Source organism: Biostraticola tofi (genome assembly GCF_004343195.1).
Lineage (GTDB): Bacteria > Pseudomonadota > Gammaproteobacteria > Enterobacterales > Enterobacteriaceae > Biostraticola > Biostraticola tofi.
The window spans coordinates 669,374-693,888 of the sequence record NZ_SMCR01000002.1 but is presented as its reverse complement, the minus strand read 5'-3'; the positions used below and the strand labels follow the sequence as shown (position 1 = coordinate 693,888).

23 protein-coding genes, 1 tRNA gene and 1 other annotated feature are annotated in these 24,515 nt (G+C 52.4%); of the genes, 8 read left to right on the top strand and 16 right to left on the bottom strand.

Annotated features, from left to right (window positions below):
- Positions 1-493 precede the first annotated feature (493 nt).
- The 3 genes from clpB to rluD form a co-directional block, all read right to left on the bottom strand.
- A complete protein-coding gene (clpB, locus tag EDC52_RS07355) occupies positions 494-3,067 on the bottom strand; it encodes an ATP-dependent chaperone ClpB (RefSeq protein ID WP_131864657.1) in 2,574 nt (857 codons plus the stop codon).
- A 131-nt stretch (positions 3,068-3,198) separates the two neighbouring features.
- The gene (gene yfiH / locus EDC52_RS07350) at positions 3,199-3,930 is read right to left on the bottom strand and encodes a purine nucleoside phosphorylase YfiH (RefSeq protein WP_131864656.1); all 732 of its coding nucleotides are present in this window, start codon (positions 3,928-3,930) and stop codon (positions 3,199-3,201) included.
- Complete coding sequence (rluD, locus tag EDC52_RS07345) at positions 3,927-4,907, bottom strand: 23S rRNA pseudouridine(1911/1915/1917) synthase RluD (protein WP_131864655.1); 981 nt, start codon at positions 4,905-4,907, stop codon at positions 3,927-3,929. The genes yfiH and rluD overlap by 4 nt, the downstream gene beginning before the upstream one ends.
- 130 nt (positions 4,908-5,037) lie before the next feature.
- Between rluD and bamD the strand changes: the two genes are divergently transcribed.
- From bamD to pheA, 3 genes are all read left to right on the top strand, one after another.
- A complete protein-coding gene (bamD, locus tag EDC52_RS07340; protein ID WP_131864654.1) occupies positions 5,038-5,769 on the top strand; it encodes an outer membrane protein assembly factor BamD in 732 nt (243 codons plus the stop codon).
- A gap of 556 nt (positions 5,770-6,325) precedes the next feature.
- Positions 6,326-6,661 carry a ribosome-associated translation inhibitor RaiA gene (gene raiA, locus EDC52_RS07335; RefSeq protein ID WP_131864653.1) on the top strand — a complete coding sequence of 112 codons (336 nt, stop codon included), beginning with the start codon at positions 6,326-6,328 and terminating at the stop codon, positions 6,659-6,661.
- A gap of 163 nt (positions 6,662-6,824) precedes the next feature.
- Positions 6,825-6,950: a sequence feature (Phe leader region), on the top strand.
- A 24-nt stretch (positions 6,951-6,974) separates the two neighbouring features.
- Positions 6,975-8,132, top strand: a complete 1,158-nt coding sequence (pheA, locus tag EDC52_RS07330) for a bifunctional chorismate mutase/prephenate dehydratase (RefSeq protein WP_131864652.1) — start codon at positions 6,975-6,977, stop codon at positions 8,130-8,132.
- 222 nt (positions 8,133-8,354) lie between these two features.
- On the opposite strand, the gene tyrA is transcribed toward pheA, so the two are convergent.
- Both tyrA and EDC52_RS07320 read right to left on the bottom strand, forming a co-directional pair.
- Positions 8,355-9,476: a bifunctional chorismate mutase/prephenate dehydrogenase gene (tyrA, locus tag EDC52_RS07325; protein ID WP_131864651.1), complete on the bottom strand. Its 1,122-nt coding sequence runs from the start codon at positions 9,474-9,476 to the stop codon at positions 8,355-8,357.
- Between the two features lie 5 nt (positions 9,477-9,481).
- Complete coding sequence (locus tag EDC52_RS07320; RefSeq protein ID WP_131864650.1) at positions 9,482-10,558, bottom strand: 3-deoxy-7-phosphoheptulonate synthase; 1,077 nt, start codon at positions 10,556-10,558, stop codon at positions 9,482-9,484.
- Positions 10,559-11,026: 468 nt separating this feature from the next.
- Between EDC52_RS07320 and EDC52_RS07315 the strand changes: the two genes are divergently transcribed.
- Entirely contained in the window at positions 11,027-11,389 is a 363-nt protein-coding gene (locus EDC52_RS07315; RefSeq protein ID WP_131864649.1) for a DUF2799 domain-containing protein, read from the top strand.
- 261 nt (positions 11,390-11,650) lie between these two features.
- The gene (locus EDC52_RS07310; RefSeq protein ID WP_131864648.1) at positions 11,651-12,376 is read left to right on the top strand and encodes a DUF3053 domain-containing protein; all 726 of its coding nucleotides are present in this window, start codon (positions 11,651-11,653) and stop codon (positions 12,374-12,376) included.
- 335 nt (positions 12,377-12,711) lie between these two features.
- Here the strand turns inward: EDC52_RS07310 and rplS are convergent, their stop codons facing one another.
- From rplS to ffh, 5 genes are all read right to left on the bottom strand, one after another.
- The gene (rplS, locus tag EDC52_RS07305) at positions 12,712-13,062 is read right to left on the bottom strand and encodes a 50S ribosomal protein L19 (RefSeq protein ID WP_131864647.1); all 351 of its coding nucleotides are present in this window, start codon (positions 13,060-13,062) and stop codon (positions 12,712-12,714) included.
- A gap of 64 nt (positions 13,063-13,126) precedes the next feature.
- On the bottom strand, positions 13,127-13,882 hold the full coding sequence (gene trmD / locus EDC52_RS07300; protein WP_131864646.1) for a tRNA (guanosine(37)-N1)-methyltransferase TrmD: 756 nt from the start codon (positions 13,880-13,882) through the stop codon (positions 13,127-13,129).
- A gap of 36 nt (positions 13,883-13,918) precedes the next feature.
- Positions 13,919-14,467: a ribosome maturation factor RimM gene (gene rimM, locus EDC52_RS07295; RefSeq protein ID WP_131864645.1), complete on the bottom strand. Its 549-nt coding sequence runs from the start codon at positions 14,465-14,467 to the stop codon at positions 13,919-13,921.
- Between the two features lie 18 nt (positions 14,468-14,485).
- Complete coding sequence (gene rpsP, locus EDC52_RS07290) at positions 14,486-14,734, bottom strand: 30S ribosomal protein S16 (RefSeq protein WP_131864644.1); 249 nt, start codon at positions 14,732-14,734, stop codon at positions 14,486-14,488.
- Positions 14,735-14,845: 111 nt separating this feature from the next.
- Positions 14,846-16,207 (bottom strand): signal recognition particle protein, encoded by a 1,362-nt coding sequence (ffh, locus tag EDC52_RS07285; protein WP_131864643.1) that lies wholly within the window; start codon positions 16,205-16,207, stop codon positions 14,846-14,848.
- A 165-nt stretch (positions 16,208-16,372) separates the two neighbouring features.
- On the opposite strand from ffh, the gene EDC52_RS07280 reads away from it, so the two are divergent.
- Both EDC52_RS07280 and EDC52_RS07275 read left to right on the top strand, forming a co-directional pair.
- Positions 16,373-17,164, top strand: coding sequence for a cytochrome C assembly family protein (locus EDC52_RS07280; protein WP_131864642.1), 792 nt, complete (start codon positions 16,373-16,375; stop codon positions 17,162-17,164).
- A gap of 70 nt (positions 17,165-17,234) precedes the next feature.
- Positions 17,235-18,527, top strand: coding sequence for an HlyC/CorC family transporter (locus EDC52_RS07275; RefSeq protein ID WP_165911671.1), 1,293 nt, complete (start codon positions 17,235-17,237; stop codon positions 18,525-18,527).
- Between the two features lie 194 nt (positions 18,528-18,721).
- On the opposite strand, the gene luxS is transcribed toward EDC52_RS07275, so the two are convergent.
- The 5 genes from luxS to EDC52_RS07250 all read right to left on the bottom strand — a co-directional run bounded on the left by luxS (position 18,722) and on the right by EDC52_RS07250 (position 23,271).
- Entirely contained in the window at positions 18,722-19,237 is a 516-nt protein-coding gene (gene luxS / locus EDC52_RS07270) for an S-ribosylhomocysteine lyase (protein WP_131864641.1), read from the bottom strand.
- Between the two features lie 172 nt (positions 19,238-19,409).
- Positions 19,410-20,972 carry a glutamate--cysteine ligase gene (gshA, locus tag EDC52_RS07265; protein ID WP_131864640.1) on the bottom strand — a complete coding sequence of 521 codons (1,563 nt, stop codon included), beginning with the start codon at positions 20,970-20,972 and terminating at the stop codon, positions 19,410-19,412.
- Positions 20,973-21,057: 85 nt separating this feature from the next.
- A complete protein-coding gene (locus EDC52_RS07260) occupies positions 21,058-21,402 on the bottom strand; it encodes a YqaA family protein (RefSeq protein WP_230467977.1) in 345 nt (114 codons plus the stop codon).
- Positions 21,403-21,479: 77 nt separating this feature from the next.
- Positions 21,480-22,049, bottom strand: coding sequence for a fructose-1-phosphate/6-phosphogluconate phosphatase (gene yqaB, locus EDC52_RS07255; protein ID WP_131864639.1), 570 nt, complete (start codon positions 22,047-22,049; stop codon positions 21,480-21,482).
- Positions 22,050-22,530: 481 nt separating this feature from the next.
- Positions 22,531-23,271 carry an SDR family oxidoreductase gene (locus tag EDC52_RS07250; protein ID WP_131864638.1) on the bottom strand — a complete coding sequence of 247 codons (741 nt, stop codon included), beginning with the start codon at positions 23,269-23,271 and terminating at the stop codon, positions 22,531-22,533.
- A gap of 101 nt (positions 23,272-23,372) precedes the next feature.
- On the opposite strand from EDC52_RS07250, the gene EDC52_RS07245 reads away from it, so the two are divergent.
- Positions 23,373-24,320: an AraC family transcriptional regulator gene (locus tag EDC52_RS07245; protein WP_131864637.1), complete on the top strand. Its 948-nt coding sequence runs from the start codon at positions 23,373-23,375 to the stop codon at positions 24,318-24,320.
- 87 nt (positions 24,321-24,407) lie between these two features.
- Here EDC52_RS07245 and EDC52_RS07240 read toward each other — a convergent pair.
- Positions 24,408-24,484, bottom strand: a tRNA-Arg gene (locus EDC52_RS07240).
- Positions 24,485-24,515: the final 31 nt, after the last annotated feature.

The following is a 24,515-nucleotide window of genomic DNA, read 5'->3' as shown; positions in this document are numbered from 1 at the left end:
TTACTGTTTGTTCACTCTTCAAGACTTGATATTTTTTACATCTGATATCGTCTTGTGAGTGCCCACACAGATTGTCTGATAAATTGTTAAAGAGCGTGGCCAGCGTGAAAAAACTCACGTGGCGCGGGTGGCGTATATTACGTTTTCCCGCTGAAGAGTCAAGCTTTTATTTGCTTCACCGAAGCGCTTTTCCCTTCCCGACCCGGTGCGTCGAAGCGCTTATTCCCGGTCAGTGGAGGCGCATTATAGGGACTTCCTGCGGCATGACAAGCGCTAATTTTAAAAATACGGCCAACCGCTCAGAATTAGAACAAACCGCTCTTTTTCCCAACGATTAGGCCTTGGGACATGCCCAGTCGGCTCAAAACATCAGCGGCGAGGCAACATATTGATGCTGCGGAATGTCGCTAAGACTGAGTTTGCGCTGCTGGAGTGGGAAAGGAAGGCCATGGTACAGGCCTGGCAGCTTGCACCATGGATAACACCTTAATTATTACTGTAAGGCAACGATGTGATCATCTTTGACTTCCAGACGTACCGGCACCCCTGGAATCAAGGTCCCGGCCAGGATCTGCTGGGACAAGGGGTTTTCGATTTCCTGCTGGATGGCGCGCTTGAGAGGACGCGCTCCATATACCGGATCGAATCCGGTTTTAGCCAGCAGGTCTAGCGCTTCATCACTTAAGGTCATGCTATAACCACGATCTTCCAGACGTTTGTGCAGTCGCTGCAGCTGAATCTGGGCGATGTTGGAAATGTGCTCACGAGTAAGCGGATGGAATACCACTACTTCATCGACCCGGTTGATAAACTCCGGCCTGAAATGATGGCTGACCACTCCCAGAACCATATCTTTCATCTGCTGGTAATTCATCTCGCCGAATCGCTCCTGGATAACATCAGATCCCAGATTCGATGTCATGATGACCACTGTATTGCGAAAATCAACCGTGCGTCCCTGGCCATCTGTCAGTCGGCCGTCATCCAGCACCTGCAGCAGAATATTGAACACATCCGGATGCGCCTTCTCGATTTCATCCAGCAAGATGACCGAATAAGGACGACGGCGCACCGCCTCGGTCAGATAGCCACCTTCTTCATAACCGACATATCCCGGAGGAGCGCCAACCAGACGCGATACCGAATGCTTTTCCATAAATTCGGACATATCTATCCGCACCATGGCGTCATCACTGTTGAACAGGAACGTCGCCAGCGCTTTACACAGCTCGGTCTTACCTACCCCGGTTGGCCCAAGGAACATAAATGACCCGATGGGACGGTTAGGATCGGCAAGTCCGGCACGACTGCGCCTGATAGCATTCGATACGGCTTCTACCGCCTCATTCTGGCCGATAACGCGCTGGTGTAAATCCTGCTCCATACGCAGCAGCTTTTCCCGCTCGCTTTCCAGCATCCTTGATACCGGAATACCGGTCCAGCGCGCCAATACCTCAGCGATTTCAGTATCGGTAACGCGGTTACGCAGCAAGCGCATGGTTTTGCCTTCAGACTGGGCTGCTGCCGCGAGCTGTTTTTCCAGCTCAGGAATACGCCCATACTGTAACTCAGACATGCGGGCCAGATCACCAACGCGACGCGCTTGTTCAATAGCCAGCTTCGCCTGTTCCAGTTCAGCTTTTAGCGTCTGGGTACCGGACAGGGAAGCCTTTTCAGCTTTCCATTCTTCTTCAAGCTCGGAATATTCCCGCTCTTTATGATCCAGTTCCTCATTCAGCATCGACAGGCGTTTGAGGCTCGCATCATCAGATTCTTTTTTCAGCGCCTGCTGCTCCAGTTTCAACTGGATGATCCGGCGTTCGAGCCGATCCAGCGCTTCAGGCTTGGAGTCAATCTGGATACGGATGCTTGAAGCCGCCTCGTCGATAAGGTCGATAGCTTTGTCCGGCAACTGTCGGTCAGCGATATAACGGTGCGACAGCGTGGCGGCGGCAACGATAGCAGGGTCAGTTATCTGTACATGGTGATGGAGCTCATAGCGCTCCTTCAAGCCCCGCAGTATAGCGATGGTATCTTCAACACTGGGCTCCGCCACAAACACTTTCTGGAACCGGCGCTCAAGAGCCGCGTCTTTCTCAATATACTGGCGATACTCATCCAGGGTGGTGGCGCCAACACAGTGGAGCTCGCCGCGTGCGAGTGCCGGCTTCAGCATGTTGCCTGCATCCATCGCCCCATCGGCTTTGCCGGCGCCGACCATGGTATGCAGTTCATCAATGAACAGGATGATATTGCCTTCCTGTTTGGACAAGTCGTTAAGCACCGCTTTGAGACGTTCTTCAAATTCGCCGCGATATTTGGCGCCGGCGACCAGCGACCCCATGTCCAGCGACAACACACGACTGTTTTTCATGCCCTCAGGTACTTCACCATTGATGATACGCTGGGCCAGCCCTTCAACAATGGCGGTTTTACCGACGCCGGGCTCGCCGATCAAGACCGGGTTATTTTTTGTACGGCGCTGCAGAACCTGGATGGTACGCCGAATCTCTTCGTCACGACCGATAACCGGATCCAGTTTACCCTGCTCTGCCCTTTCGGTCAGATCGATAGTGTATTTCTGCAAAGCTTGCCGCTGCTCTTCTGCACCTTGTTCTTTCACGTTTTCTCCACCGCGCATTTGATCTATCGCCTGGGTAATAGTGTCGCTGGTCGCGCCGGCCGATTTCAGTAAATCCGCCAGGGCTCCACGCGACTCCAGGGCAGCCAGGACAAATAACTCAGATGAAATAAAACTGTCGCCGCGCTTCTGGGCAAATTTGTCGCACAGGTTAAGCACCCGGATGAGGTCGGCCGAAGGTTGGACATCGCCGTCGGTACCCTGGACCTGGGGCAGACGTTCACAAGCCTGCTCGACATCGATAGTGAATTTAGCTGCGTTGACGCCGGCCGATTGCAGCAAAGGCCTGACGCTGCCGCCTTCCTGTTTCAGCAAGGCCTGCATAAGATGTAAAGGTTCGATGAACTGATTGTCGCGCCCAAGTGCTAAGGACTGGGCATCGGCGAGGGCAAGCTGGAATTTATTGGTAAGACGATCCAGACGCATAACTCCTCCCACATTGGTCAAAATTGCTACTCTGGAGATTAAATAAGGTCGTTTATTTAAAATTCAAGGATATTTCGCCAATAAGTTGGATGATATTTGTTACCCATCCTGGACCGTCTTGGGGAGAGAGATTATATCAGCCAGACCAAACTTGCCATACGTCCGGTGATTCCATCACGCCGATAGGAGAAAAATAATGCAGTTTCAGTCACTGTACAGTGATTTCCACCATAAATTTGCCTTACGCCGGCGGCCTTCAGCCTCAATCTGGCCAAAAGATAGATATCTGCTAAAAACTTGTTGCCCGAAGCGACGAAAGCGGCTTCCGCTGCCGCATCAACGCCGATGAAAGCGTCCCTGACCTCGGCACCCACTTCAAAGGCCCGAGGACCAATGGCTGGACCCAGCCAAGCCATGATCTGCCCCGGATGGTCAGCAAAAGTCGATAGGGTCTTTTCAAGAATACCGTTGCAAAGTCCTCGCCAGCCGGCATGGGCGGCAGCCACTTCGCTGCCGGCCTGATTGCAAAACAGCACCGGTAAACAGTCGGCAGTCATCACCGCGCAGACTTGCCCTGCGTGACGAGTATAAACCGCATCGCCCGGTTGATGGCCGCTGCCGCAGCCATCAAGGGTGACGACATCGACGCCATGTACCTGGGACAGCCAGTCAACCGGCCCGGGCAATCCGGCCATTTCGATCAAACGACGGCGGTTCTGGTCCACCGTTGCTGGTTGGTCACCGACATGGGAACCCAGATTCAATGACTGCCATGGTGCAACGCTTGCGCCACCCATGCGGGTAGTTGAACAGGCGCGGACGTTGGCCGGTGCCGGCCATTCAGGGAAAATCAGCGAGTTCATGACCAGCCGTTCTGCTCGTTGAACAGCAGGGTATCAGCCTTGAGTGCTTCAATAAGATCGACCATGTCCTGAGGTAACGGAGCATGCCATTCCATTTCTATGGAGGTAATGGGATGATAAAGCCTGAGCATGGTTGCGTGCAGCGCCTGCCGATCAAAGCCACGCAGCACCCTGCTGAACTCCTCGGTTGCTCCCTTGGAAGGACGAGGACGGCCGCCGTAAAGAGGATCACCGATCAGCGGATGATTGATGTAAGCCATATGCACACGGATCTGATGGGTACGACCGGTTTCCAGCCGCAGCCGCAGCCGGGTATGGGCACGGAAATGTTCCATGATGCGATAATGCGTCACAGCGGGTTTTCCCATCGGATGCACGGACATATGGGTGCGCTTGGTCGGATGGCGCGAAATCGGCTGCTCAACCGTGCCGCCGGCGGTCATGTTGCCCATGGCAACCGCTTCATATTCGCGAGTAATCTCGCGGGCCTGTAACGATTCTACCAACCGGGTTTGGGCCGGAACCGTTTTGGCGACCACCATCAGACCGGTGGTATCCTTATCCAGTCGATGAACGATACCGGCTCGCGGCACGTCGGCTATCGGCGGGTAGTAATGGAGCAAGGCATTCAGTACTGTGCCGTCTGCATTACCGGCTCCAGGGTGTACCACCAGATCGCGCGGTTTATTGATTACCAGAATATCATCGTCTTCATATACGATATTCAGGGCGATATCCTGTGCCTGCCAGCGGGTTTCTTCTTCGATAACCGCATCAATTTCAACGCGTTCTCCGCCAAGCACCTTCTCTTTGGGCGTCGCACAGACCTGCCCGTTTACACTGACCCGATTATCCAGGATCCAGGCTTTTATGCGAGATCGGGAATAATCAGGGAACATTTCAGCCAAAGCCTGATCTAACCGTTGGCCTAGTTGTGATTCATTCACCGTGCCGGTGAGGAGTTGTTGTTGTGCCATATGCAGCTTCTTCGTTAACGTTAGGTTTTCACGGCAATGCCGTTTAAAATAATATGCTATTGTAGCTGGTCTCGACCGGGAGCTTAACGGACAGTTCCTGGAAAAACACTCTGAGGATAAGCAAAACGTCATGATGCGTATGAAATATCTGGTGGCTGCTGCCACACTGAGCCTGGTGCTGGTAGGCTGTTCCAGTACCAAGGATGCCGTTCCCGACAATCCGCCCTCCGAGATTTATGCGTCCGCACAGCAGAAATTGCAGGACGGCAACTATAGTGGAGCGATTAAGGAACTGGAAGCGCTGGATAACCGTTATCCTTTCGGTCCCTATGCGCAGCAGGTTCAGCTTGACCTTATTTACGCCTACTATAAATCGGCGGACTTAGCGTTGGCCCAGGCCTCGATTGATCGATTTCTGCGGTTGAACCCTACCCATCCCAACGCCGATTATGTACTTTACATGCGCGGTCTCACGGATATGGCGCTAGATGACAGCACACTGCAGGGATTCTTTGGAATTGATCGTTCCGATCGCGATCCTCAGCATGCCCGTGCGGCATTCAAAGATTTCACACAATTATTACGCAGCTATCCGAACAGCCAGTATGCCACGGATGCCACCAAACGTCTGGTTTATCTGAAAGATCGCCTGGCCAAGCATGAACTGGCGGTTGCTCAGTACTACAACAAGCGTGGCGCATATGTGGCGGTTGTGAATCGCGTTGAACAAATGCTTCGTGATTTTCCCGATGCGCAGGCAACCCGCGATGCACTGCCGCTGATGCAGCGAGCCTATCAGCAATTGCGCCTGAACGGGCAGGCTGACAAAGTGGAAAAAATCATCGCCGCCAACCCGGCTTGATGTCTTCAGTCAGCGTTTTTCGACGGCAACCTGCGGGTTGCCGTTTTTATTCAACAGGGGCGCTATTCAGGGGGCAATTCGCTCGCACTTACACTTTACCGTTAAGCTATCAACACTTATACCTCTTCAAAAACGGACTTTCCGGGGAAGGCATATCGGTAAACCGTTTTGCTAAAGTACCTGCGGCGTACATGTTGCTTTGGTCGAGTAGGCGAAAGGGAGCATTTAGCAGGCAGTTAGGCAGTTAGGCAGTGATGAATTAATAGAAGCAGAAGCAGAAGCAGAAGCAGAAGCAGAAGCAGAAGCAGAAGCAGGGCAGCATCTGTCGTTAAACAGAAGAAATCAAGACTGATTGGCTCACCTTCACCGCTACCATCCATTCAATAATGACTGATTTGAATCCAACACTCAAGGCCCTTCCAGCAGTTCCTCCCAGCGGTTCACAAAAACAGTTTCTGTGCCTCCAATCGCCGAAATAAATCGCGTCAGATCACACATATTTCCCTACCAGGGGTTATGCTTAATTTACCGAGACGACAACAGAGAGGTATTTGATATGATCATTAATATCACCAGCAAACAAATGGACATCACTCCGGCCATTCGTCAGCACGTCGAGGAACGCTTGGCCAAGCTGGTCAAATGGCAGACCCAACTGATCAACCCGCATATCATCCTCTCCAAGCAGCCCCAGGGCTTTGTGGCTGATGCCACGCTGAATACCCCTAATGGACAATTGGTTGCCAGTGCCAATCATTACGATATGTACGCTGCGGTAAATGAGCTGATTAACAAGCTTGAGCGCCAGCTCAACAAGGTTCAGCATAAAGGTGAAGCACGCCGCGCAGCAGAATGCGTGAAAACGTCCGCTTTTGTGCTGGAAGAGGAATAATCCGCCCTGACCGGCCCCGGCAATCTACAATGCAATGGTCCTGCCTGACGGCGATGGCTTCAGCTTAATTACCCAGACGCGCCCCGGTGGCGCGTTTTATATTGACAGAATTAAAAGCCAACGGTTAATGTAAACCTCTTAATGACACACAGGGCCCTGAAAACATGTCTTCATCACCGTTTCTCTTCGCATCCTTTTTTATCTTCCCCTAAATGGGAGGCCTGTCGTCATGTGAGAAAGAATGCGAAGACGAACAAAAAAGCCTCCCGACAACGGAGGCTTTTTTTATGATTGCGGCTAAGGTAAAAACTGAATGAATGATAATCCTTTATTAGCGCTGCGCGAGCGCATAAGCGCATTAGATTTAAAACTGCTGGCGCTGCTGTCGGAGCGGCGCGAGATTGCACTGGAAGTGGCTAAAAGCAAGATTGATTCCCACCGGCCGATTCGCGATAAATCCAGGGAGCGCGATCTGCTCGAATACTTGGTGGCGGAGGGAAAAAAACGTAACCTTGATGCTTTCTATGTCACTCGCCTGTTTCAGTTAATCATTGAAGATTCTGTACTGACACAGCAGGCTCTGTTGCAGACCCGTCTTAATCCCGACCATGAGCCTTCGGCCAGGGTTGCCTTTCTGGGTCCGAAAGGCTCCTATTCCCATCTGGCGGCGCGTCAGTACGGGGCACGGTATTTCGATAATGTCCTGGAATGCGGTTGTCAAAAATTTGCCGATATCATTCAAATGGTTGAAACCGGGCAAGCCGACTACGGCGTATTACCCATTGAGAACAGCAGTTCTGGCTCAATCAATGATGTTTATGATCTGCTGCAACATACACATCTGTCGCTGGTGGGTGAACTGACTAATAATATTGACCATTGCGTACTGGTCAGCGGCGAAACACGTCTGGATGATATCCACGTGGTCTATAGCCATCCTCAGCCGTTCCAGCAATGCAGCCAGTTTATCAATCGTTTTCCTCACTGGAAAATTGAGTATTGTGAAAGTACCGCTGCGGCAATGGAAAAAGTGGCGGCGCTGAAATCGCCTCATGCCGCTGCGCTGGGCAGCGGCGCAGGTGGCGAACTCTATGGTCTGCAGGTGCTGGAGCATAGCCTGGCTAACCAGGAGCAAAATTTTACCCGCTTTATTGTATTGGCTCGCAAGGCTATCGACGTGTCTGAACAGGTGCCGGCCAAGACAACGCTTATCATGGCAACTGGGCAGCAGTCTGGTGCATTGGTGGAGGCACTACTGGTACTGCGTGAGCAGGGAATCATCATGACTCGGCTGGAATCGCGCCCTATTCATGGTAATCCCCACGAGGAAATGTTCTATATCGACGTGCAGGCTAATGCCCGTAGCGCCGAGATGCGCAGAGCCCTGGCGGGACTGATGGAAATCACCCGCTCGCTAAAAGTCTTAGGCTGTTATCCGAGCGAGAACGTTATACCCGTCGAACCGCACTAGAAAAGACCGCCACCGCCAGGCCTTGCATCTTCGACATCGCTTCGTTCACCTTAACGGATGATCCCTCGGAAGATGGCGGCCTTAAAGGCACCGCCGTCGACACAGCAGGAAATAGGCGGGAATATTAGCGGTGGCGGTCTCGGGATTGGGCTGCCGGTGTAGACCTGTATTTCTCAGTCACGGCCGCCATTTGCTATAGCGGTCCCCTATAACCCGACATTTTCAGCTACGGCTATCATTGGCCTGACGCAGCAGCGTCCGGCTCTCTTCCAGAAAGCGCTGGGCATAATCGCCAAACCAATGTTCGATCTTCTCAAATCTATCGACAAAAGCTTGTTTATCACCGCTTTCCAGCAATTGGATGGCATCGCCAAAACGCTGGTAGTAACGCTTGATAAGCGCCAGGTTGCTCTCGGAGGACATGATGATATCGGCATACAGCTGCGGATCCTGCGCAAACAGTCTGCCGACCATCGCCAGTTCCAGCCGGTAGATCGGTGAAGATAAAGCCAGCAATTGCTCAAGTTCGACATTTTCTTCTGATAAGTGATAACCGTAGGCAAAGGTCGCAAAGTGACGCAATGCCTGAATAAAGGCCATATTCTGATCATGTTCAACCGCGCTGCTGCGATGAAGTATGGCACCCCAGACCTGGATTTGCTCCAGCAGCCACTGATAGGCTTCGGGCTGACGTCCGTCGCAATAAACCACCACCTGCTTGGCCAAGCTGCCACTGTCCGGTCCGAACATCGGATGCAGTCCAAGTACCGGACCGTTATGAGCAGCGAGCATTGCCTGCAGCGGGTCATTTTTGATCGATGCCAAATCGACAAGAATACAATCATCCGGCAACGGCGGCAGGCGTTGAATGATGTCTATCGTCAGATGTATTGGAACGCTGACTATCACCATGCCGGCATCAGCCAGCAGTGTTTGTGCCTGCGGCCAGTCCTCCTGTTCCAGAATCCTGACCTGGTAGCCTGATAGCGTCAGCATTTTTTCAAACAGGCAACCCATACGACCACGGCCGCCGACGATCACCACCGGACCGAGCTGCGGGCAAAGCGTTTTGAACCCTTTGTCGTTTTCACTGCTGTAAGATTCACGCATCACGCGGCGCAGCACATCTTCAATCAGGTCCGGCGGTACACCCTGGGCCAAGGCTTCTTCACGGCGAGAGGCCAACATCAGCGCTTCTCGATCCGGCGCATAAATCGGCAGACCGTGGCGACTTTTAACCTCTCCCACTTCAGCCACCAACTTAAGCCGCTGGGAAAGCAAGGCGAGCAATCCTTGGTCAACTTCGTCAATCTTATCCCTTAACGCCGTCAGCTCCGCTACCATACCCGTTATTCTCCTGTCAGCCGCCCGGCAAGAATATCCTGCAGCTCATTATGCATGCGTCGCAACAGGGTATCAGTACTTTGCCAATCGATACAGGCATCCGTTATCGAAACGCCATAGCGCATTGCTGCACGCGGCTGCTCGGATGACTGATTGCCTTCGTGGATATGGCTTTCCAGCATCAATCCGATAATGGACCGATTACCGGCTTTGATCTGTGCCAGCGCGGATTCAGCCACTTCGGCCTGACGACGGTAATCTTTGTTCGAGTTACCATGGCTGCAGTCAATCATCAGGGCAGGATGCAGACCGGCGCCTGACATTTGAGCTTCGCAATCAAGAATATCTTCAGGATGGTAATTGGGTTGTTTGCCGCCACGCAGAATGACATGACCATCCGGGTTACCCTGCGTATGCAGCAAGCACACCTGTCCTGACTGATTGATGCCCATGAAGCGGTGAGCCATGGCGGCGGCGCGCATAGCATTGATAGCCGTTCCCAGGCTGCCATCGGTACCATTTTTGAAGCCCACCGGCATGGAAAGCCCTGAGGCCATTTCACGGTGGGTCTGCGATTCAGTCGTGCGTGCGCCGATAGCAGACCAGCTAAACAGATCGCCCAGATATTGCGGACTGTTGGGATCCAGCGCCTCGGTGGCGAGGGGGAGTCCCATACGTACCAGTTCCAGCAACAAACCGCGCGCAATCTTGAGCCCTGCTTCGACATCGAAGGAGTTATCCATGTATGGGTCGTTAATCAGGCCCTTCCAGCCCACGGTAGTGCGGGGTTTTTCAAAATAGACCCGCATCACGATGAACAGCTTGTCACCCAGCTCATTGGAGAGCTGTTTTAAACGGCGAGCGTAATCCAGTGCCGCGTCGGTATCGTGGATGGAACATGGTCCGCAAACCACCAGAAGACGCGGATCCCTGCCATGGATGATATCGCGAATGGATTGACGGGCCGAAGCGATAGCCTGCTGCTCGCCCTCAGACAGGGGGAATTGCTGCTTAAGTTCTTCCGGCGTGATCATTACCTGCTCGGCGCTGATATTGACGTTATTGAGTGCATCTTTCTGCATGGGAAAATATCCTGACTAAGTGAGTTCTTTCGCCTGCGTCACTCGAGAGTGGACGCCGCTGTATGGGATATACCATACCATTAAATGTAAAGGTTACAATCCATAACTGTAAATATCTCATTACTTTTCCAGAACTCTGTGCGAGGACCTAACTCCGCATCACCCTTGGCTTCCAGTGATAAACATCAGTGGAAAACTGAATAAAATAGTTAATTATCAATATCTTAAAAAACAATGCAACATAAAAAAACCTTCACAACCATAACGTTAACGCCATTCAAAAAAGCCGTCGTAAACTTAAATTTACACACCTTCACTTCGACATTTTACATTCCATCGAGTCAACTGCCGATAACATTGACGGATGAATACCACACACCTTTTTACCTCCTGACAATAGCTGTCGCATATTACCGGCCGACACCCTATGATTGATAAAACCATCAGGTCACTTAAAAGATGATAAGCATGAATAAATACATTTTGATCTGTACGGCAGGCTTTATTCTGGCCGGCTGCAGCACTCCTCCTCACCTCAGTGCTGACGCCCCCGCCGGATCGCAATGGTTCCAGGCAGGATACCAGGATGCATCAACCGGTAAAATCGTCAAAGATAACAATACCTTGGCCGAATGGTACGGCAATCCGCAAATCAATCGTGAGGAATATCTTCAAGGATACAGCGCTGGCCAGAAAGCCCTTTGCCAGCCTGCGGCGCTGCTGGCCTGGGGAAAGCAAGGTAAAAACTTCCCTGCCAGTTGCGACGGGGTGGATAATGCGGAACGACTGAGGGACCAATGGCAACAAAAAGTCGACCCTGAAGGTCAATAAGCCAGAACTTTGCTCAGCCCGTTGACCTATAAACCCGTTGACCTGTTACCCCGTTGACCTGTTACCCCGTTGGCCTGTTAACCCGTTGGTATGTTAACCCGTTGGTATGTTGGCCTGCGGGATTAATCTCATTCTCTGCCCAGCAACATCAGGCGGGTTAATTATCATATATATTTATTAATGTTTTCAATTGACCCTGTCAGCGCCGTATTGCGCAGCACGCCATTACGGCTTTTTTTATCAAACGGAATATCATTAACAATGAATACACTATTCAAAGGATCGACCCTCACCCGTTTTGTTTTAATGCCTTTAATGCTACTGGCGATGCTGGTTGCCCTGAACGGTTGTGGCGATAAAGAGCCTGAGCAGCGTAAAGCCTTTATCGATTTCCTGCAGACCCGGGTTATCGCCAAGCCACAGATGGCCGTGCCTCAATTAACCGAAGCTGATAAAAAGGCCTTTGGCCCCTATGCAGATCATTATGCCATCATCACGGATTTTCATAAGGCGATGAATGAAGAAATGAACGGGAGTTTGGCACCGGCATTTATCAGCCTCAGTGATGTGGGATCAGTAGATAAACTGCTGGCTAAACGTGACCAGTTGCAGAAAATGTCTAATGACAGCACCGCCTGGCAGCAAAAGCTAGTCCAGCTGCGGGCAGATACTGACAAGAAGCATGCGGCTCTCAAGCAACCTGATGACCTGAAGGCCGTTTATGACAGAGCCTACGACAAAGTGATCGTGCAGCCAGATATACTGGCTGAGCAGGTCTTCACTCTGCTGCCAAAAGTACTGACGCTGGTGGTCGCCAAAGCTGACTTTATAAAATCACAGGGTGACAACGTTAAGATTATCGGCAATACCGTTCAGTTCAGCGATCAGCAAACGCTGGATAAATTCAACCAGATCCAGAAACAGCTGCAGCCGCTTATCGTCGAGCTAACGCAGGTAAGCAGTAACATGCAGCAGTTGGTTCGTTAGCCTCGCGACTCACTTGCTTCATCTATGCTGGTATTACCTATACATGCAGAAAAATGACCATTATCTGCTTCAGGTTACTGAGTTTCTAGCTGCCACTGTCGGTTATTCGCCAGGGATTAGCCGGTATCTGCCTCAGATGACAGGGTATGTCACTCCGTTTAACCGGTCACTGCTGCGAGATCCAGATTCCGGGTAGTTGCCGCCGATGACGTGCGCTATCTTGGGCAGTTTAAAGCCTGATAGTTGGTCTGGTACCGCGTCGAGCGCATAAAAAAAGGGTTAGCCTCGCGGCTAACCCTCTATAACTAAAAGCTTTCGGATGTAGCGAAAGCGTACTAGCCGTTAAGACGCTCTTTGATACGGGCAGACTTACCAGTACGTTCACGCAGGTAATACAGTTTGGCCTGACGAACGGCACCACGACGTTTCACGGTAATGCTGTCGATTACCGGAGAGTGCGTCTGGAATACACGCTCAACACCTTCGCCGTTGGAAATTTTGCGAACAGTGAAAGCAGAATGCAGACCGCGGTTACGAATAGCGATAACCACGCCCTCGAATGCCTGCAGACGTTTCTTGCTACCTTCAACAACCCATACCTTAACTTCCACGGAATCACCCGGACGGAATGAAGGTACGTCCTGTTTCAGCTGTTCTTCTTCGATTTGCTTGATAATGTTGCTCATAATAAGTCTCTTACCCTAGGTAAACTGAGTTTTCAGGTTGAAAGGCAATCAGTGCCAATCCCCTTTAATCGTCTTGCTGCACGGACCGATATTCCTTTTGGAATGCCGCCAGCAACTTTGCTTGCTCGTCAGTCAGAGCTAGGCTTTCCAGAAGTTCAGGCCTTCGAAGCCAGGTACGGCCCAAAGACTGTTTCAGACGCCAGCGACGAATCTCGGCATGATTTCCCGACAGCAGAACCGGCGGTACCTCCACACCTTCTAACACCTCTGGGCGGGTATAGTGGGGGCAGTCCAGCCACCCCTGCGCGAATGAGTCCTCGGCCGCGGATGCTTCGTGACCCAGTACGCCTGGAATAAACCGGGATACCGAATCAATCAGCGTCATAGCCGCCAACTCACCACCGCTGAGCACAAAATCGCCTATTGACCATTCTTCATCAATTTCAGCGGCGATAACGCGCTCATCTATACCTTCGTAACGACCGCAAACCAGAATCATCTTCGGGTTACCGGCCAGCTCGCTCACGCCTTGCTGATCGAGCTTACGTCCCTGAGGGGAGAGATAAATCACCTTCGCCCCTTCGCCTGCCTTGTTTTTTGCCTCGTGAATTGCATCCCGCAAGGGCTGCACCATCATCAGCATGCCCGGTCCGCCGCCGTAAGGTCGGTCGTCCACGGTACGATGCCGGTCATGGGTGAAATCACGCGGACTCCAGCACTGCACATTAAGCAGGCCGTTTTTCACTGCTCGGCCAGTTACCCCGTACTCAGTAATTGCGCGGAACATCTCAGGAAACAGGCTTATTACCCCAATCCACATAACAGCGTTCCACTCATTATTACCGGTTACTACCGGTCAGAAAGCCGGATCCCAGTCAACTTCAATCAGTTGCGCGGTAATATCGACCTTCTTGATAACCTGGCCGTCAAGGAACGGTATCAACCGCTCCTGGATGCCGAAGGCATCTTTCAGGTTGGCTTTGACAACCATGACATCATTAGAACCGGTTTCCATCATATCAATGACGGCGCCGAGCTGATAACCCGCAGTAGTGATTACCTGGCAACCCATAAGGTCTTTCCAGTAATAATCGCCTGCGTCCAGCGCCGGCAGTTGCGTTGAGTCGACGAGTATTTCACAGTTCGTCAAAAGACCCGCAGCTTCCCGATCTTCAATGCCTTTGATCTTGATGATCAAATCCTGATTATGGCGTTTCCAGCCTTCCAGCTCGATATGCTGCCAATTACCCGCCCGTTTAATAAACCAGGGCTGGTAGTCAAAAATGCTTTCGGCGTCTTCAGTGGATGAAAACACTCTGAGCCAACCGCGAATGCCATATGTAGAACCCATCTTGCCCAATACGATGGGATTGTCAGGACTCGTCATACGGATTTGTGTGCTCATTGTTACCACCGTGACCTTTTAAGCCGCTTTCTTAGCGTCTTTGATCAGCGAGGAAACGCGTTCGGATACTGTTGCACCCAGGCTTACCCAGTGATCAACGCGATCCAAGTCTAAACGCAGACCTTCAGCCTGACCGGAAGCGATCGGGTTGAAAAAGCCAATACGTTCAATAAAGCGACCATCGCGCGCATTGCGGCTATCGGTCACGACGATCTGATAGAACGGGCGTTTTTTAGCGCCGCCACGTGCCAAACGAATTGTTACCATAACATCCTCTTTAGTTAATAAAACAACCGGGCCTCATCGGGGAACGAGGTCCGGTTGCAGTATAAAAAGCCCCAAAATTTTACTCGTTTCGGGACAAAAAGCAATCGATACTTAACGTCCGGGAAAACCAGTAGGCATCATACCTTTCATGCCGCGCATCATTTTCGCCATACCGCCTTTCTTCATCTTCTTCATCATACGCTGCATTTCATCAAACTGCTTGAGCATACGATTCACATCCTGTACCTGCAGCCCGCAACCAGATGCAATGCGGCGCTTGCGTGAGCCTTTGATGATTTCGGGCTGGGCGCGCTCTTTAAGCGTCATCGAGTTGATGATCGCCTCCATGCGGACCAAAACCTTGTCATCCATCTGCGACTTGACGTTATCCGGCAGTTGCCCGGCACCGGGCAATTTGCTCATCATGCTGGCCATGCCGCCCATATTGCGCATCTGCTTGAGCTGTTCCAGAAAGTCGGTCAGGTCGAAACCATCGCCCTTCTTGAGTTTACTGGCCAGCTTTTCAGCCTGGGCGCGATCAACCTTGCTTTCGATATCTTCGATCAATGAAAGCACATCGCCCATACCGAGGATTCGGCCGGCCAGGCGGTCTGGATAAAAGGGTTCCAGCGCGTCGGTTTTTTCGCCGACGCCCATAAATTTAATCGGTTTGCCGGTAATATGGCGAATAGACAACGCCGCGCCGCCGCGGGCATCGCCATCGACCTTGGTCAGCACCACGCCGGTGAGCGGCAGAGCTTCGTTAAACGCCTTGGCGGTATTGGCCGCATCCTGCCCGGTCATGGCATCGACCACGAACAGGGTTTCCACCGGATTGATCGCACTGTGGATCTGGATGATTTCATCCATCATGGCCGAGTCGACATGCAGGCGGCCGGCGGTATCCACCAGCAGCACATCATAAAACTTCAGCTTGGCATGCCTGACGGCTTGGTTGACGATATCAAGCGGCTTCTGCCCGGCATCGGAGGGGAAGAAATCCACGCCTACGGTTTCGGCCAGGGTTTCAAGCTGTTTGATAGCCGCCGGACGATATACGTCCGCCGAGACCACCAGCACTTTCTTTTTATGCTTCTCGCGCAGGAACTTGCCGAGCTTGCCGACGCTGGTAGTTTTACCTGCCCCCTGAAGACCGGCCATCAGCACGACTGCCGGCGGCTGGGCGGCAAGGTTCAAATCGTTATTTTCAGCACCCATGGCGTTAACCAGTTCAGTGCGGACGATTTTGACGAATTCCTGCCCTGGGGTGAGGCTCTTGTTGACATCCTGACCCACCGCGCGCTCTTTCACGCGGTTGATAAATTCCCGCACCACCGGCAGAGCGACGTCGGCTTCAAGCAATGCCATGCGCACTTCACGCAGCGTATCCTTGATATTGTCTTCAGTCAGACGGCCCCGGCCGCTGATATTGCGCAACGAGCGCGATAATCGATCGGATAAATTTTCAAACATCGTTGTTTACTCAATCTGGAGTCGGGCCGCTTTCGCGACAGTATTGCGATGAGTATAACACGAAGCGTATACGGATCACTGCCCCGAAGACGAGAACGGTTGGAGCAAAACGATGCTGAGGCTATACTGTGCCTCTTATTCTTTTGAACAAAGCCTATAAGCGATATGTCCTGGATTGCCCTGCTGGCGTTTATCGCCTATTCAATAAGCCTTGGCCTGATTCTGCCCAGTATCCTGCGTAAACAGGGTCTCTCCCGCCGGCTGGCGCTGCTATCTGCGGCAGTAGCGCTGATAAGCCATGCGGTGTTTCTCTATCTGCGCATCTTTGATGTCCAGACCGGCCAGAATCTGAGTCTGCTGAATATCGGATCGCTGATAACGCTGATGATCTGTACGGTAATGACCATCGTTGCCTCCCGCAACCGCGGCTGGTTCCTGTTGCCCATCGTTTATCTGCTCGCCATGATCCATATGGTGTTTGCCAGCGTGATGCCGGGTGAATTCATCACTCACCTGGAGGCGACGCCAGGCCTGATGGTGCATATCGGCCTGGCCCTGTTCTCCTACGCGGTGCTGTTCATCGCCGCGCTGTATGCCTTCCAGCTGGCCTGGCTTGACCATATGCTCAAGAACAAGAAGCTGACATTCACCAGCGATATGCCGCCGCTGATGGGCATAGAGCGCAAAATGTTCCATATCACTCAGGTTGGAGTGGTGCTGCTTACGTTGACGCTGATAACCGGCCTGGTGTTCATGCAGCATATATTTGATGAAGAGAATCTGCACAAGGCACTGCTCTCCTTTCTGGCCTGGCTGGTCTATATTGTTATTTTATGGGGCCATTACATCAAAGGCTGGCGCGGACGTCGCGTGGTATGGCTCAGCATGGTCGGCGTGGCACTGTTGACCCTGGCTTATTTTGGCAGCCGTATCTGGCAGAATGTGATGGTTCTCTGAGCCCAATGCTGACGGTTCGCGTCGCGCCCTTTCGAGGGCGTTTGTTTTTTCTCCTGTAAGGAATACCACGTTGGAACATGTTTCAACCGGTACACTGCTGATTATCCTGGTGATCATGGTACTGGTTTCTGCTTATTTCTCCGCCTCAGAAACCGGCATGATGACGCTGAACCGCTATCGCCTGCGTCACGCCGCCAAACAGGGCAACCGTGCCGCCCGCCGCGTTGAAAAGCTTCTGTCGCGCACCGATCGTCTGCTCAGCCTGGTGCTTATCGGCAATAACCTGGTCAATATTCTGGCATCGGCACTGGCAACCATTGTTGGCATGCGTCTGTATGGCGACGCGGGGGTGGCGGTTGCTACCGGCGTTCTGACTTTCGTGGTGCTGCTGTTCGCCGAGGTGCTGCCCAAGACTATCGCCGCACTTTATCCAGAAAGGATAGCCTTTCCCAGCAGCGTGCTGCTGGTCCCGCTGCAGACCGTCATGATGCCGCTGGTCTGGCTACTGAACATGATGGCTCGCCTTATCATGCGCCTACTGGGCATTAAGCTGCCGTCAAATCTGCGCGATGCGCTGAACAAAGAAGAGCTGAGATCGGTGGTTAACTCCTCTCGATCGCTCATTTCCAGACGCAACCAGGACATGCTGATTTCCATATTGGACCTGGAAAAGGTCACCGTCGGCGACATCATGGTGCCGCGTAACGATATCGTCGGCATCAACGTCAATGACGACTGGAAGTCGATTATCCGCCAGTTGACCCATTCCCCCCACGGCCGCATCGTGCTGTACCGTGATAATCTTGATGATGCGATCGGTATGCTGCGGGTGCGTGAGGCCTACCGCCTGATGACTGAAAAGAAAGAGTTCACCAAGGAAAACCTGCTGCGGGCGGCGGATGAAATTTACTATATTCCCGAAGGCACGCCGCTGAATGTACAACTGGTAAAGTTTCAGCGCAATAAAGAGAAAGTAGGGCTTATTGTCAATGAATATGGCGACATCCAGGGGCTGGCGACCGTTGAAGATATTCTGGAAGAAATCGTCGGCGACTTTACCACGTCCATGTCGCCGAGCCTGGCGGAAGAAGTTATCCCCCAAAGCGATGGTTCGGTACTGATTGAAGGCGGCGCCAATATCCGCGAACTCAACAAGGCGTTCAACTGGACGCTGCCCGAGGACGAAGCCAGGACCATTAACGGCATGCTGCTGGAAGAGCTGGAAGACATCCCGGCAGTCAATACCCGCACCCGCATCGGCAGTTACCAGATAGATATACTCGAGGTCAGCGGCAATATGATAAAGCAAGTGCGGATAACGCCGCTGACGCCGTTAAAGGATGGCGTTGATGATGCTCGTTGAGTTTACGAGGGCTCTTGCGGGGGACATTTGCGCGCTTGCTGAAGCATTGTTGACTGCATCCGCTGGAAACTAAAAACCCTCCGGTATCGGAGGGCTGTGCTGCTGCCGCTGACAAATCAACGCTTCTCAGAATGGACCCGATGATAGCAGTCGCGTACTGCCTCAGGCCGCCTACTGTGAAAACGGCTGAACAGTCAGATATGCAGTTCCGCCAGTTTGTCTTTAGGCAGCGCCAGCTCATCATTTTGGTTGATGCGGATATCATTATCCAGAATATGCCGGGCGATGTCCTGTGCTTCCGTCAATGAGTGCATTTCATAAGTACCACACTGATATTCGTTAAGCTCGGGGATGTGTTTCTGGTCAGTCACTTTGAGCACATCGGCCATTGCCGCCTTCCATGCCGCTGCGACACGATTTTCGTCAGGCGCGCCAATCAGGCTCATATAGAAGCCGGTACGACAGCCCATCGGCGAAATATCGACAATTTCCACGCCCTGACCATTAAGATGATTACGCATAAAGCCGGCAAACAGGTGTTCCAGGGTATGTATGCCGCGTTCAGGCATCACTTCCAGGTTTGGCCGGCAAAAGCGCAGATCGAAAACGGTGATGGTATCGCCATGTGGCGTTTTCATGGTTTTTGCTACACGTACCGCAGGCGCTGCCATGCGGGTGTGGTCTACGGTAAAGCTATCCAAGAGTGGCATCTCGTCACCTCCTCGTAAAAAAATTTGAAATTATTTTTGCTATCAAAGGAAACCTTTTCCCCAGCCGCTAGTCATAATTAGTGAAAGACGCGCATTTGTTATCATCATCCCTGTCTACAGTGATGTTTATTTGGCCACATATTCTGTGGCCTTTTCTTTTTACTGCTACTTGTCATTGCCCGGCCTTGCTGGCCAGGAAACTTTCAAAATCCATGATATCGGCCGCTTCGATTTCCTGCTGTTTGCGCAGGGAACGCACGCGTTCTGCCGCCAGATCATCTTCACTCAAAACGTCCAACGGTTCATCGCATAACGTGCGGCGATACTGATCTGCCAGTATCAAGCCCAAACCGCCGATGCCGTGCTGCTTCATATCTTCAAGCATGCGTGCTGAAAAGGTCAATTCCGGGTTATCAAAGCTCTTGACCAGTTTGTCGCTGACCTGCTGATAGTGATCGTTCTGATTAATGCGGTCCAGAACCTCCGCCACGCGACGCAGATCGTGAAACAGTCCCTTACCCACGTCAGCCAGCGGGAACTCTGCTGTGCGACAGCCGATGCCCAATTTAAGCCCAGGTTTGCGTCCTTCGATAATGACGCGGTTCCAGTTGGCTCGAGTGCAGTCCAGTTCCTCAGCGTTCATTTCCGGCGCGTCGGCCAGGGTACACCAGATCAGGAACAGATCGAGGAAACGCGCCTGCTCATGGTCGACGCCAATCGGTGAGAAGGGATTGATATCCAGTGAACGAACTTCGATGTATTCAATACCGCCGCGCAGCAACGCATCCGAAGGGGTTTCGCCTGCATGGGTGACGCGTTTGGGGCGAATGGGCGCATACAGTTCATTTTCAATCTGCAGGACGTTGGTGTTCAGTTGCAGATAGCGGCCATCCCGTTTAAGCCCCATCCGCTGATATTCTGCAGAGGGGGTCTTGATCGCCTGTTTAAGCGCGGCGACGTATTCGTCCAGCTTGTTAAAGGTAATACCTAGGTGACTTTGCGACTTATTGGTATACCCCAGATCACTCAAGCGCAGTGAGGTGGCGTATGGCAGATAAATCATGCCGGAGGCAGAAGTCTCAAAAGGCAGGCTGGTTTCGCGACCGTTAAGGAATGAAGAACAAATGGCCGGCGATGCACCGAACAGATAAGGAATGATCCAGCCGAAGCGGTAGTAGTTGCGAATCAGCCGTAGATAGCCTTCAGAGATCGCTGTCTTACCGCTAGCTGCGTCGGTCACGCCCAGACGCGCCTGCCAGAATGCCAGCGGCAGGGAAAAATTGTAATGAACGCCAGAAATGACCTGCATCAGCGCACTATAACGGTTTTTCAGCCCTTCGCGATAAAGGGTTTTAAATTTGCCGGCATTGGAACTGCCGTACTGGGCCAGCTCAATCGGCTGATTACTGTCGATGTAGCAAGGCATGCTCATCGGCCACAGCCGTTCATCGCCCAGATTACGCGCTACATGGCGATGTACGTCGCGCAGCAACGCGAGCATATGATCGATATCGTCATCGACCGGCGTAATAAACTCCAGCAGGGCTTCGGCAAAATCAGTAGTAATCCATTTATGGGTCAGCGCCGAGCCAAGCGATGCCGGATGGGGAGTCTGTGCCAGTTGCCCATTAGGGGTAATGCGCAGCGTCTCGCGCTCCACGCCTCGGCGCAGTCCTTTCAACGCATCAGGATGGGATTCCAGCCATGAAAGCGCTTCTGATACATCCGGGATCACATTGACCTCCCGCAATTAAATGGGTATAGATTAAGCATAATTGAAACTGCCTGTTTAAGACTGTCTGTCAAATTTGTTCCGGTATTTACCACCACGCTATCCCCTGCAACGTCAACCAGGTCAGTACGCCATAGCGTAATGCTTTACCCAGAGATAAAAAAATCATTACCGGTATTAACGGTAAACGCAACCAGCCGGCGATCACACACAGCAGGTCGCCTATAATCGGCAGCCAGCTCAGCAGCAAGGTAATGCTGCCATAACGGCGCATCCAGCCCAAAGCAGTCTGCAGGCCTCGTCGACCGCTTAATTCAGGTGCAAAACGTCCCAGCATCACATTGGTCGCCCCGCCGAGCGTATTGCCAAGCGTTGCGACCGTCAATAATAGCAGGGGAGCTCCCTTGCCCGCACTGAGCAGCGCGACCAGCATGACTTCGGAGTTACCCGGCAGCAGCGTCGCACTCAGAAAGCTGCTGGCCAGCAGCAGCCATGGGCTTGCCGCTTCGATCACGGAATCAAGCGTACGTCGACAAATGCCATATTGGCTGCTTGCGCTGCCTGGATACCAAAGTCTGCATCCTCGAATACCACGCATTTTTCAGGCGCAACTCCGATGAGCTCGGCGCAACGCAGAAAGGTTTCCGGATGGGGCTTATAGGCTTTCACGTCGTCAGCGCCGACAATGGCGTCAAAATAATGCAGTAGTCCCAGATGCTCAAGCAACATTTCGGCCATGTGATGCTCACTGCCGGTGCCAACCGCCATCGGCTTTTTACCGTAAGCCTGCTTGACTACCGAAATCAGCGGCAATGGGCGGACATGGTCCAATAGCATTGCGCTTACCGCCGCGGTTTTTTCTTCCGCCAGCTGATAGGGATCCAGTGAGGATTGATGAGCTGCCAGAATAGTGCCGGCGATGAACCAGGTGGGCGAACCATTCAGCCCGACGACCAACGACTCATCAAACTGCATGCCGTATTTATTCAGCACCTGGTGCCATGCTTTTCGATGAGTAGGTTCAGTATCAAGCAGAGTACCGTCCATATCAAAGATCAGTCCATCGTAGTCATCGTACATGGTGGTAACCCTGAGACCTGAAAAGAGGCTTTACTGTAGCGCAAAGTCATAAAGTTGTCGCTTTTTCTGTTGACGTCCCGCATACGTTAACAGCTTGCCTGCTATAACAATAATGAGAAAATTTCAGGAGCCGCAAAGCTTATGACTGGCGGCAGGCAAGGGCTATGGCTGGGGATCCGTCATGATACCGTGCGGGTTCAGTGCGGTAAGCGCAGAGCTTAAAATGGCATCTATGGTGAAAACCAGCCAGCTAGGCAACTCTGCAAGATGTTTGATGAGAGGACAAATAAGGTTTAAGCCCGTAAGTGATTTACTTGATAGCTTCGCCGCCAAGTTCATCGCCATCGAGTGCTCTTCAAGCCGGGTATCAATGGGCGAAACCGGCCGGGTCGGGTTACCAGCGCTCGTTACAATCAGTGTGCTGAGGGTTGGCCGCGGCACCTACCGGCCTGGCCGGATCATCTGCTAGTGCTAGGGACAATCAGTCTATTGCCGCCATTGCCAACGCATCTTCGCCCGCCGGGAGGCGCATCGGCGTGTCTGGGTCGTTAGCCATCAGCCATATCGCTTTTGCCACATCATCGGGGTAGGTCACCTTGGCATCGCCTTGCATTCCGGTAAAGATGCGCTGGCCCAGTTCAGCATAATCTTCGGGCACAGTTCCCATTATGCGCTGGGCATTTTCACCGAAACGGGTTTCCGGCGCTCGGCCAGGAAGCACCAGACCAACCCGGATATTGAATGGCCTGAGCTCAATGGCCAGTGACTCCGTGAAAGCATTCACCGCCGCCTTGCTGGCGGTATAGACTGACAGCAATGGCAGCGGGGCCAGCGTCACGGCAGATGTCACATTGATGACCACACCCGTGCGTCGCTGCCTGAATCGCGGCAACACAGCCTGAGTCATTGCAATGGTACCCAGAGTATTGGTGGCAAATACGGCCTCCAACGCAGCGGCTGGAACCCCCTCGAGCGCATTTAACAAACCGAGCCCAGCGTTGTTTACCAGTACGTCGATATCTCCAGCATCAGCCATAGCCTGATCAATGCTGTCCTGTTGAGTCACATCAAGGCCAAGCAGACGTAAATTATCATTGTCAGGTAAAAGGTCTTTTTGCACAGTGCGCATTGTGGCGATCACCTTCCAGTTTCGTGCCAGAAAATATCTGGCGGTTGCCAAACCAAATCCTGATGAACAGCCTGTGATCATTACTGTTTTCATTATTTACTCCGCTTAGTTGACTTGCCCAGCGCAAATAATAAACTGCCTTGTTCGGACTATATATATCTATAAATCCGTTATTCATTTGCAGGAGTCCAGAAATGCCCGATCCGTTAGCGGAAATAATCACCATGCTGAAGCTTAAGGTTGTTTTATCTAAAACGGTCAGTGGAGCGGGCAACTGGCGGGTCCGGCGTTCAGAGCTCGGACAGCCATTCTACTGCGCCATTCTTTCCGGATCCTGCCACTTTGAAATTGAAGGTCATGCATTACTGACTCTGCATACGGGTGATTTTATTTTGATACCTGCTGCTTATAACTTCGCCATGACCAGCATTCAAGGGCCAGAGTCGGGAACGACTAACTCCACCCCTATTGCTGTTTCAGCAGGCCATTTCAGGCTGGGAAATGCACATGCTTCCTCTGAAATGCTGGCCATGATTGGGCACTGCGTAGCGGATTCACCGGACGCGGGCCTGCTGGTTTCTCTTCTGCCAGAGTTCGTTTTTGTCAGAGACGAAAAGCGACTGGCCATGCTTGTACAGTTAGTGCGTGATGAGGCCCAGGCGCAACGGGCCGGCAAGGAAATGATCCTGGAGCGCCTGGTAGAACTGCTGTTCATTGAGGCCATACGTGCGACAGGTACCCTCGCTACTCCGGGACTGATGCGCGGCCTTGCCGATAGCCGTATCGCCCAGGCAATACGCCTGATACATCAGGATCCCGCCAGACGGTGGACGGTTAAAGAGTTGGCTATGTGCTGCGCTTTATCACGCTCGGCTCTATTCGAGCGTTTTACGGAATTGATGGGCGTCACACCGATGGGATATCTGATGACCTGGCGGATGACGATTGCGATGCAGTTGCTCGGCCGCGCCGGGGTCGGTATTGCAACAGTAGCGGAGCGCGTAGGCTATGGATCCGCCAGTGCCTTTAGCGTGGCATTTACCCGCTATGTCGGCATGCCGCCAGGTAAATATAACCAGCATCTGTCAGCGGGGAAACCCTTGCCTGGGCTTATTCAGCAAAATTTGGCATACAGGAGATAATCACAGGATGGGGCATCGCAGGTAGTCAAGATAAAGCAGGAAATCGGTCGATTGCAGGTATTCAGGGTAGAAGAGTAAATCAGAGAATGGTGCATCCGGGAGGATTCGAACCTCCGACCGCTCGGTTCGTAGCCGAGTACTCTATCCAGCTGAGCTACGGATGCAGATAATTACCGGTACTGCCTGACTGCGGAA

Excerpts from the sequence above, each read along its gene's own strand:
- clpB (WP_131864657.1), bottom strand. The coding sequence starts at position 3,067 with ATGCGTCTGGATCGTCTTACCAATAAATTCCAGCTTGCCCTCGCCGAT.
- yfiH (WP_131864656.1), bottom strand. The coding sequence starts at position 3,930 with ATGAACTCGCTGATTTTCCCTGAATGGCCGGCACCGGCCAACGTCCGC.
- rluD (WP_131864655.1), bottom strand. The coding sequence starts at position 4,907 with ATGGCACAACAACAACTCCTCACCGGCACGGTGAATGAATCACAACTA.
- bamD (WP_131864654.1), top strand. The coding sequence starts at position 5,038 with ATGATGCGTATGAAATATCTGGTGGCTGCTGCCACACTGAGCCTGGTG.
- raiA (WP_131864653.1), top strand. The coding sequence starts at position 6,326 with ATGATCATTAATATCACCAGCAAACAAATGGACATCACTCCGGCCATT.
- pheA (WP_131864652.1), top strand. The coding sequence starts at position 6,975 with ATGAATGATAATCCTTTATTAGCGCTGCGCGAGCGCATAAGCGCATTA.
- tyrA (WP_131864651.1), bottom strand. The coding sequence starts at position 9,476 with ATGGTAGCGGAGCTGACGGCGTTAAGGGATAAGATTGACGAAGTTGAC.
- EDC52_RS07320 (WP_131864650.1), bottom strand. The coding sequence starts at position 10,558 with ATGCAGAAAGATGCACTCAATAACGTCAATATCAGCGCCGAGCAGGTA.
- EDC52_RS07315 (WP_131864649.1), top strand. The coding sequence starts at position 11,027 with ATGAATAAATACATTTTGATCTGTACGGCAGGCTTTATTCTGGCCGGC.
- EDC52_RS07310 (WP_131864648.1), top strand. The coding sequence starts at position 11,651 with ATGAATACACTATTCAAAGGATCGACCCTCACCCGTTTTGTTTTAATG.
- rplS (WP_131864647.1), bottom strand. The coding sequence starts at position 13,062 with ATGAGCAACATTATCAAGCAAATCGAAGAAGAACAGCTGAAACAGGAC.
- trmD (WP_131864646.1), bottom strand. The coding sequence starts at position 13,882 with ATGTGGATTGGGGTAATAAGCCTGTTTCCTGAGATGTTCCGCGCAATT.
- rimM (WP_131864645.1), bottom strand. The coding sequence starts at position 14,467 with ATGAGCACACAAATCCGTATGACGAGTCCTGACAATCCCATCGTATTG.
- rpsP (WP_131864644.1), bottom strand. The coding sequence starts at position 14,734 with ATGGTAACAATTCGTTTGGCACGTGGCGGCGCTAAAAAACGCCCGTTC.
- ffh (WP_131864643.1), bottom strand. The coding sequence starts at position 16,207 with ATGTTTGAAAATTTATCCGATCGATTATCGCGCTCGTTGCGCAATATC.
- EDC52_RS07280 (WP_131864642.1), top strand. The coding sequence starts at position 16,373 with ATGTCCTGGATTGCCCTGCTGGCGTTTATCGCCTATTCAATAAGCCTT.
- luxS (WP_131864641.1), bottom strand. The coding sequence starts at position 19,237 with ATGCCACTCTTGGATAGCTTTACCGTAGACCACACCCGCATGGCAGCG.
- EDC52_RS07260 (WP_230467977.1), bottom strand. The coding sequence starts at position 21,402 with ATGCTGGTCGCGCTGCTCAGTGCGGGCAAGGGAGCTCCCCTGCTATTA.
- yqaB (WP_131864639.1), bottom strand. The coding sequence starts at position 22,049 with ATGTACGATGACTACGATGGACTGATCTTTGATATGGACGGTACTCTG.
- EDC52_RS07250 (WP_131864638.1), bottom strand. The coding sequence starts at position 23,271 with ATGAAAACAGTAATGATCACAGGCTGTTCATCAGGATTTGGTTTGGCA.
- EDC52_RS07245 (WP_131864637.1), top strand. The coding sequence starts at position 23,373 with ATGCCCGATCCGTTAGCGGAAATAATCACCATGCTGAAGCTTAAGGTT.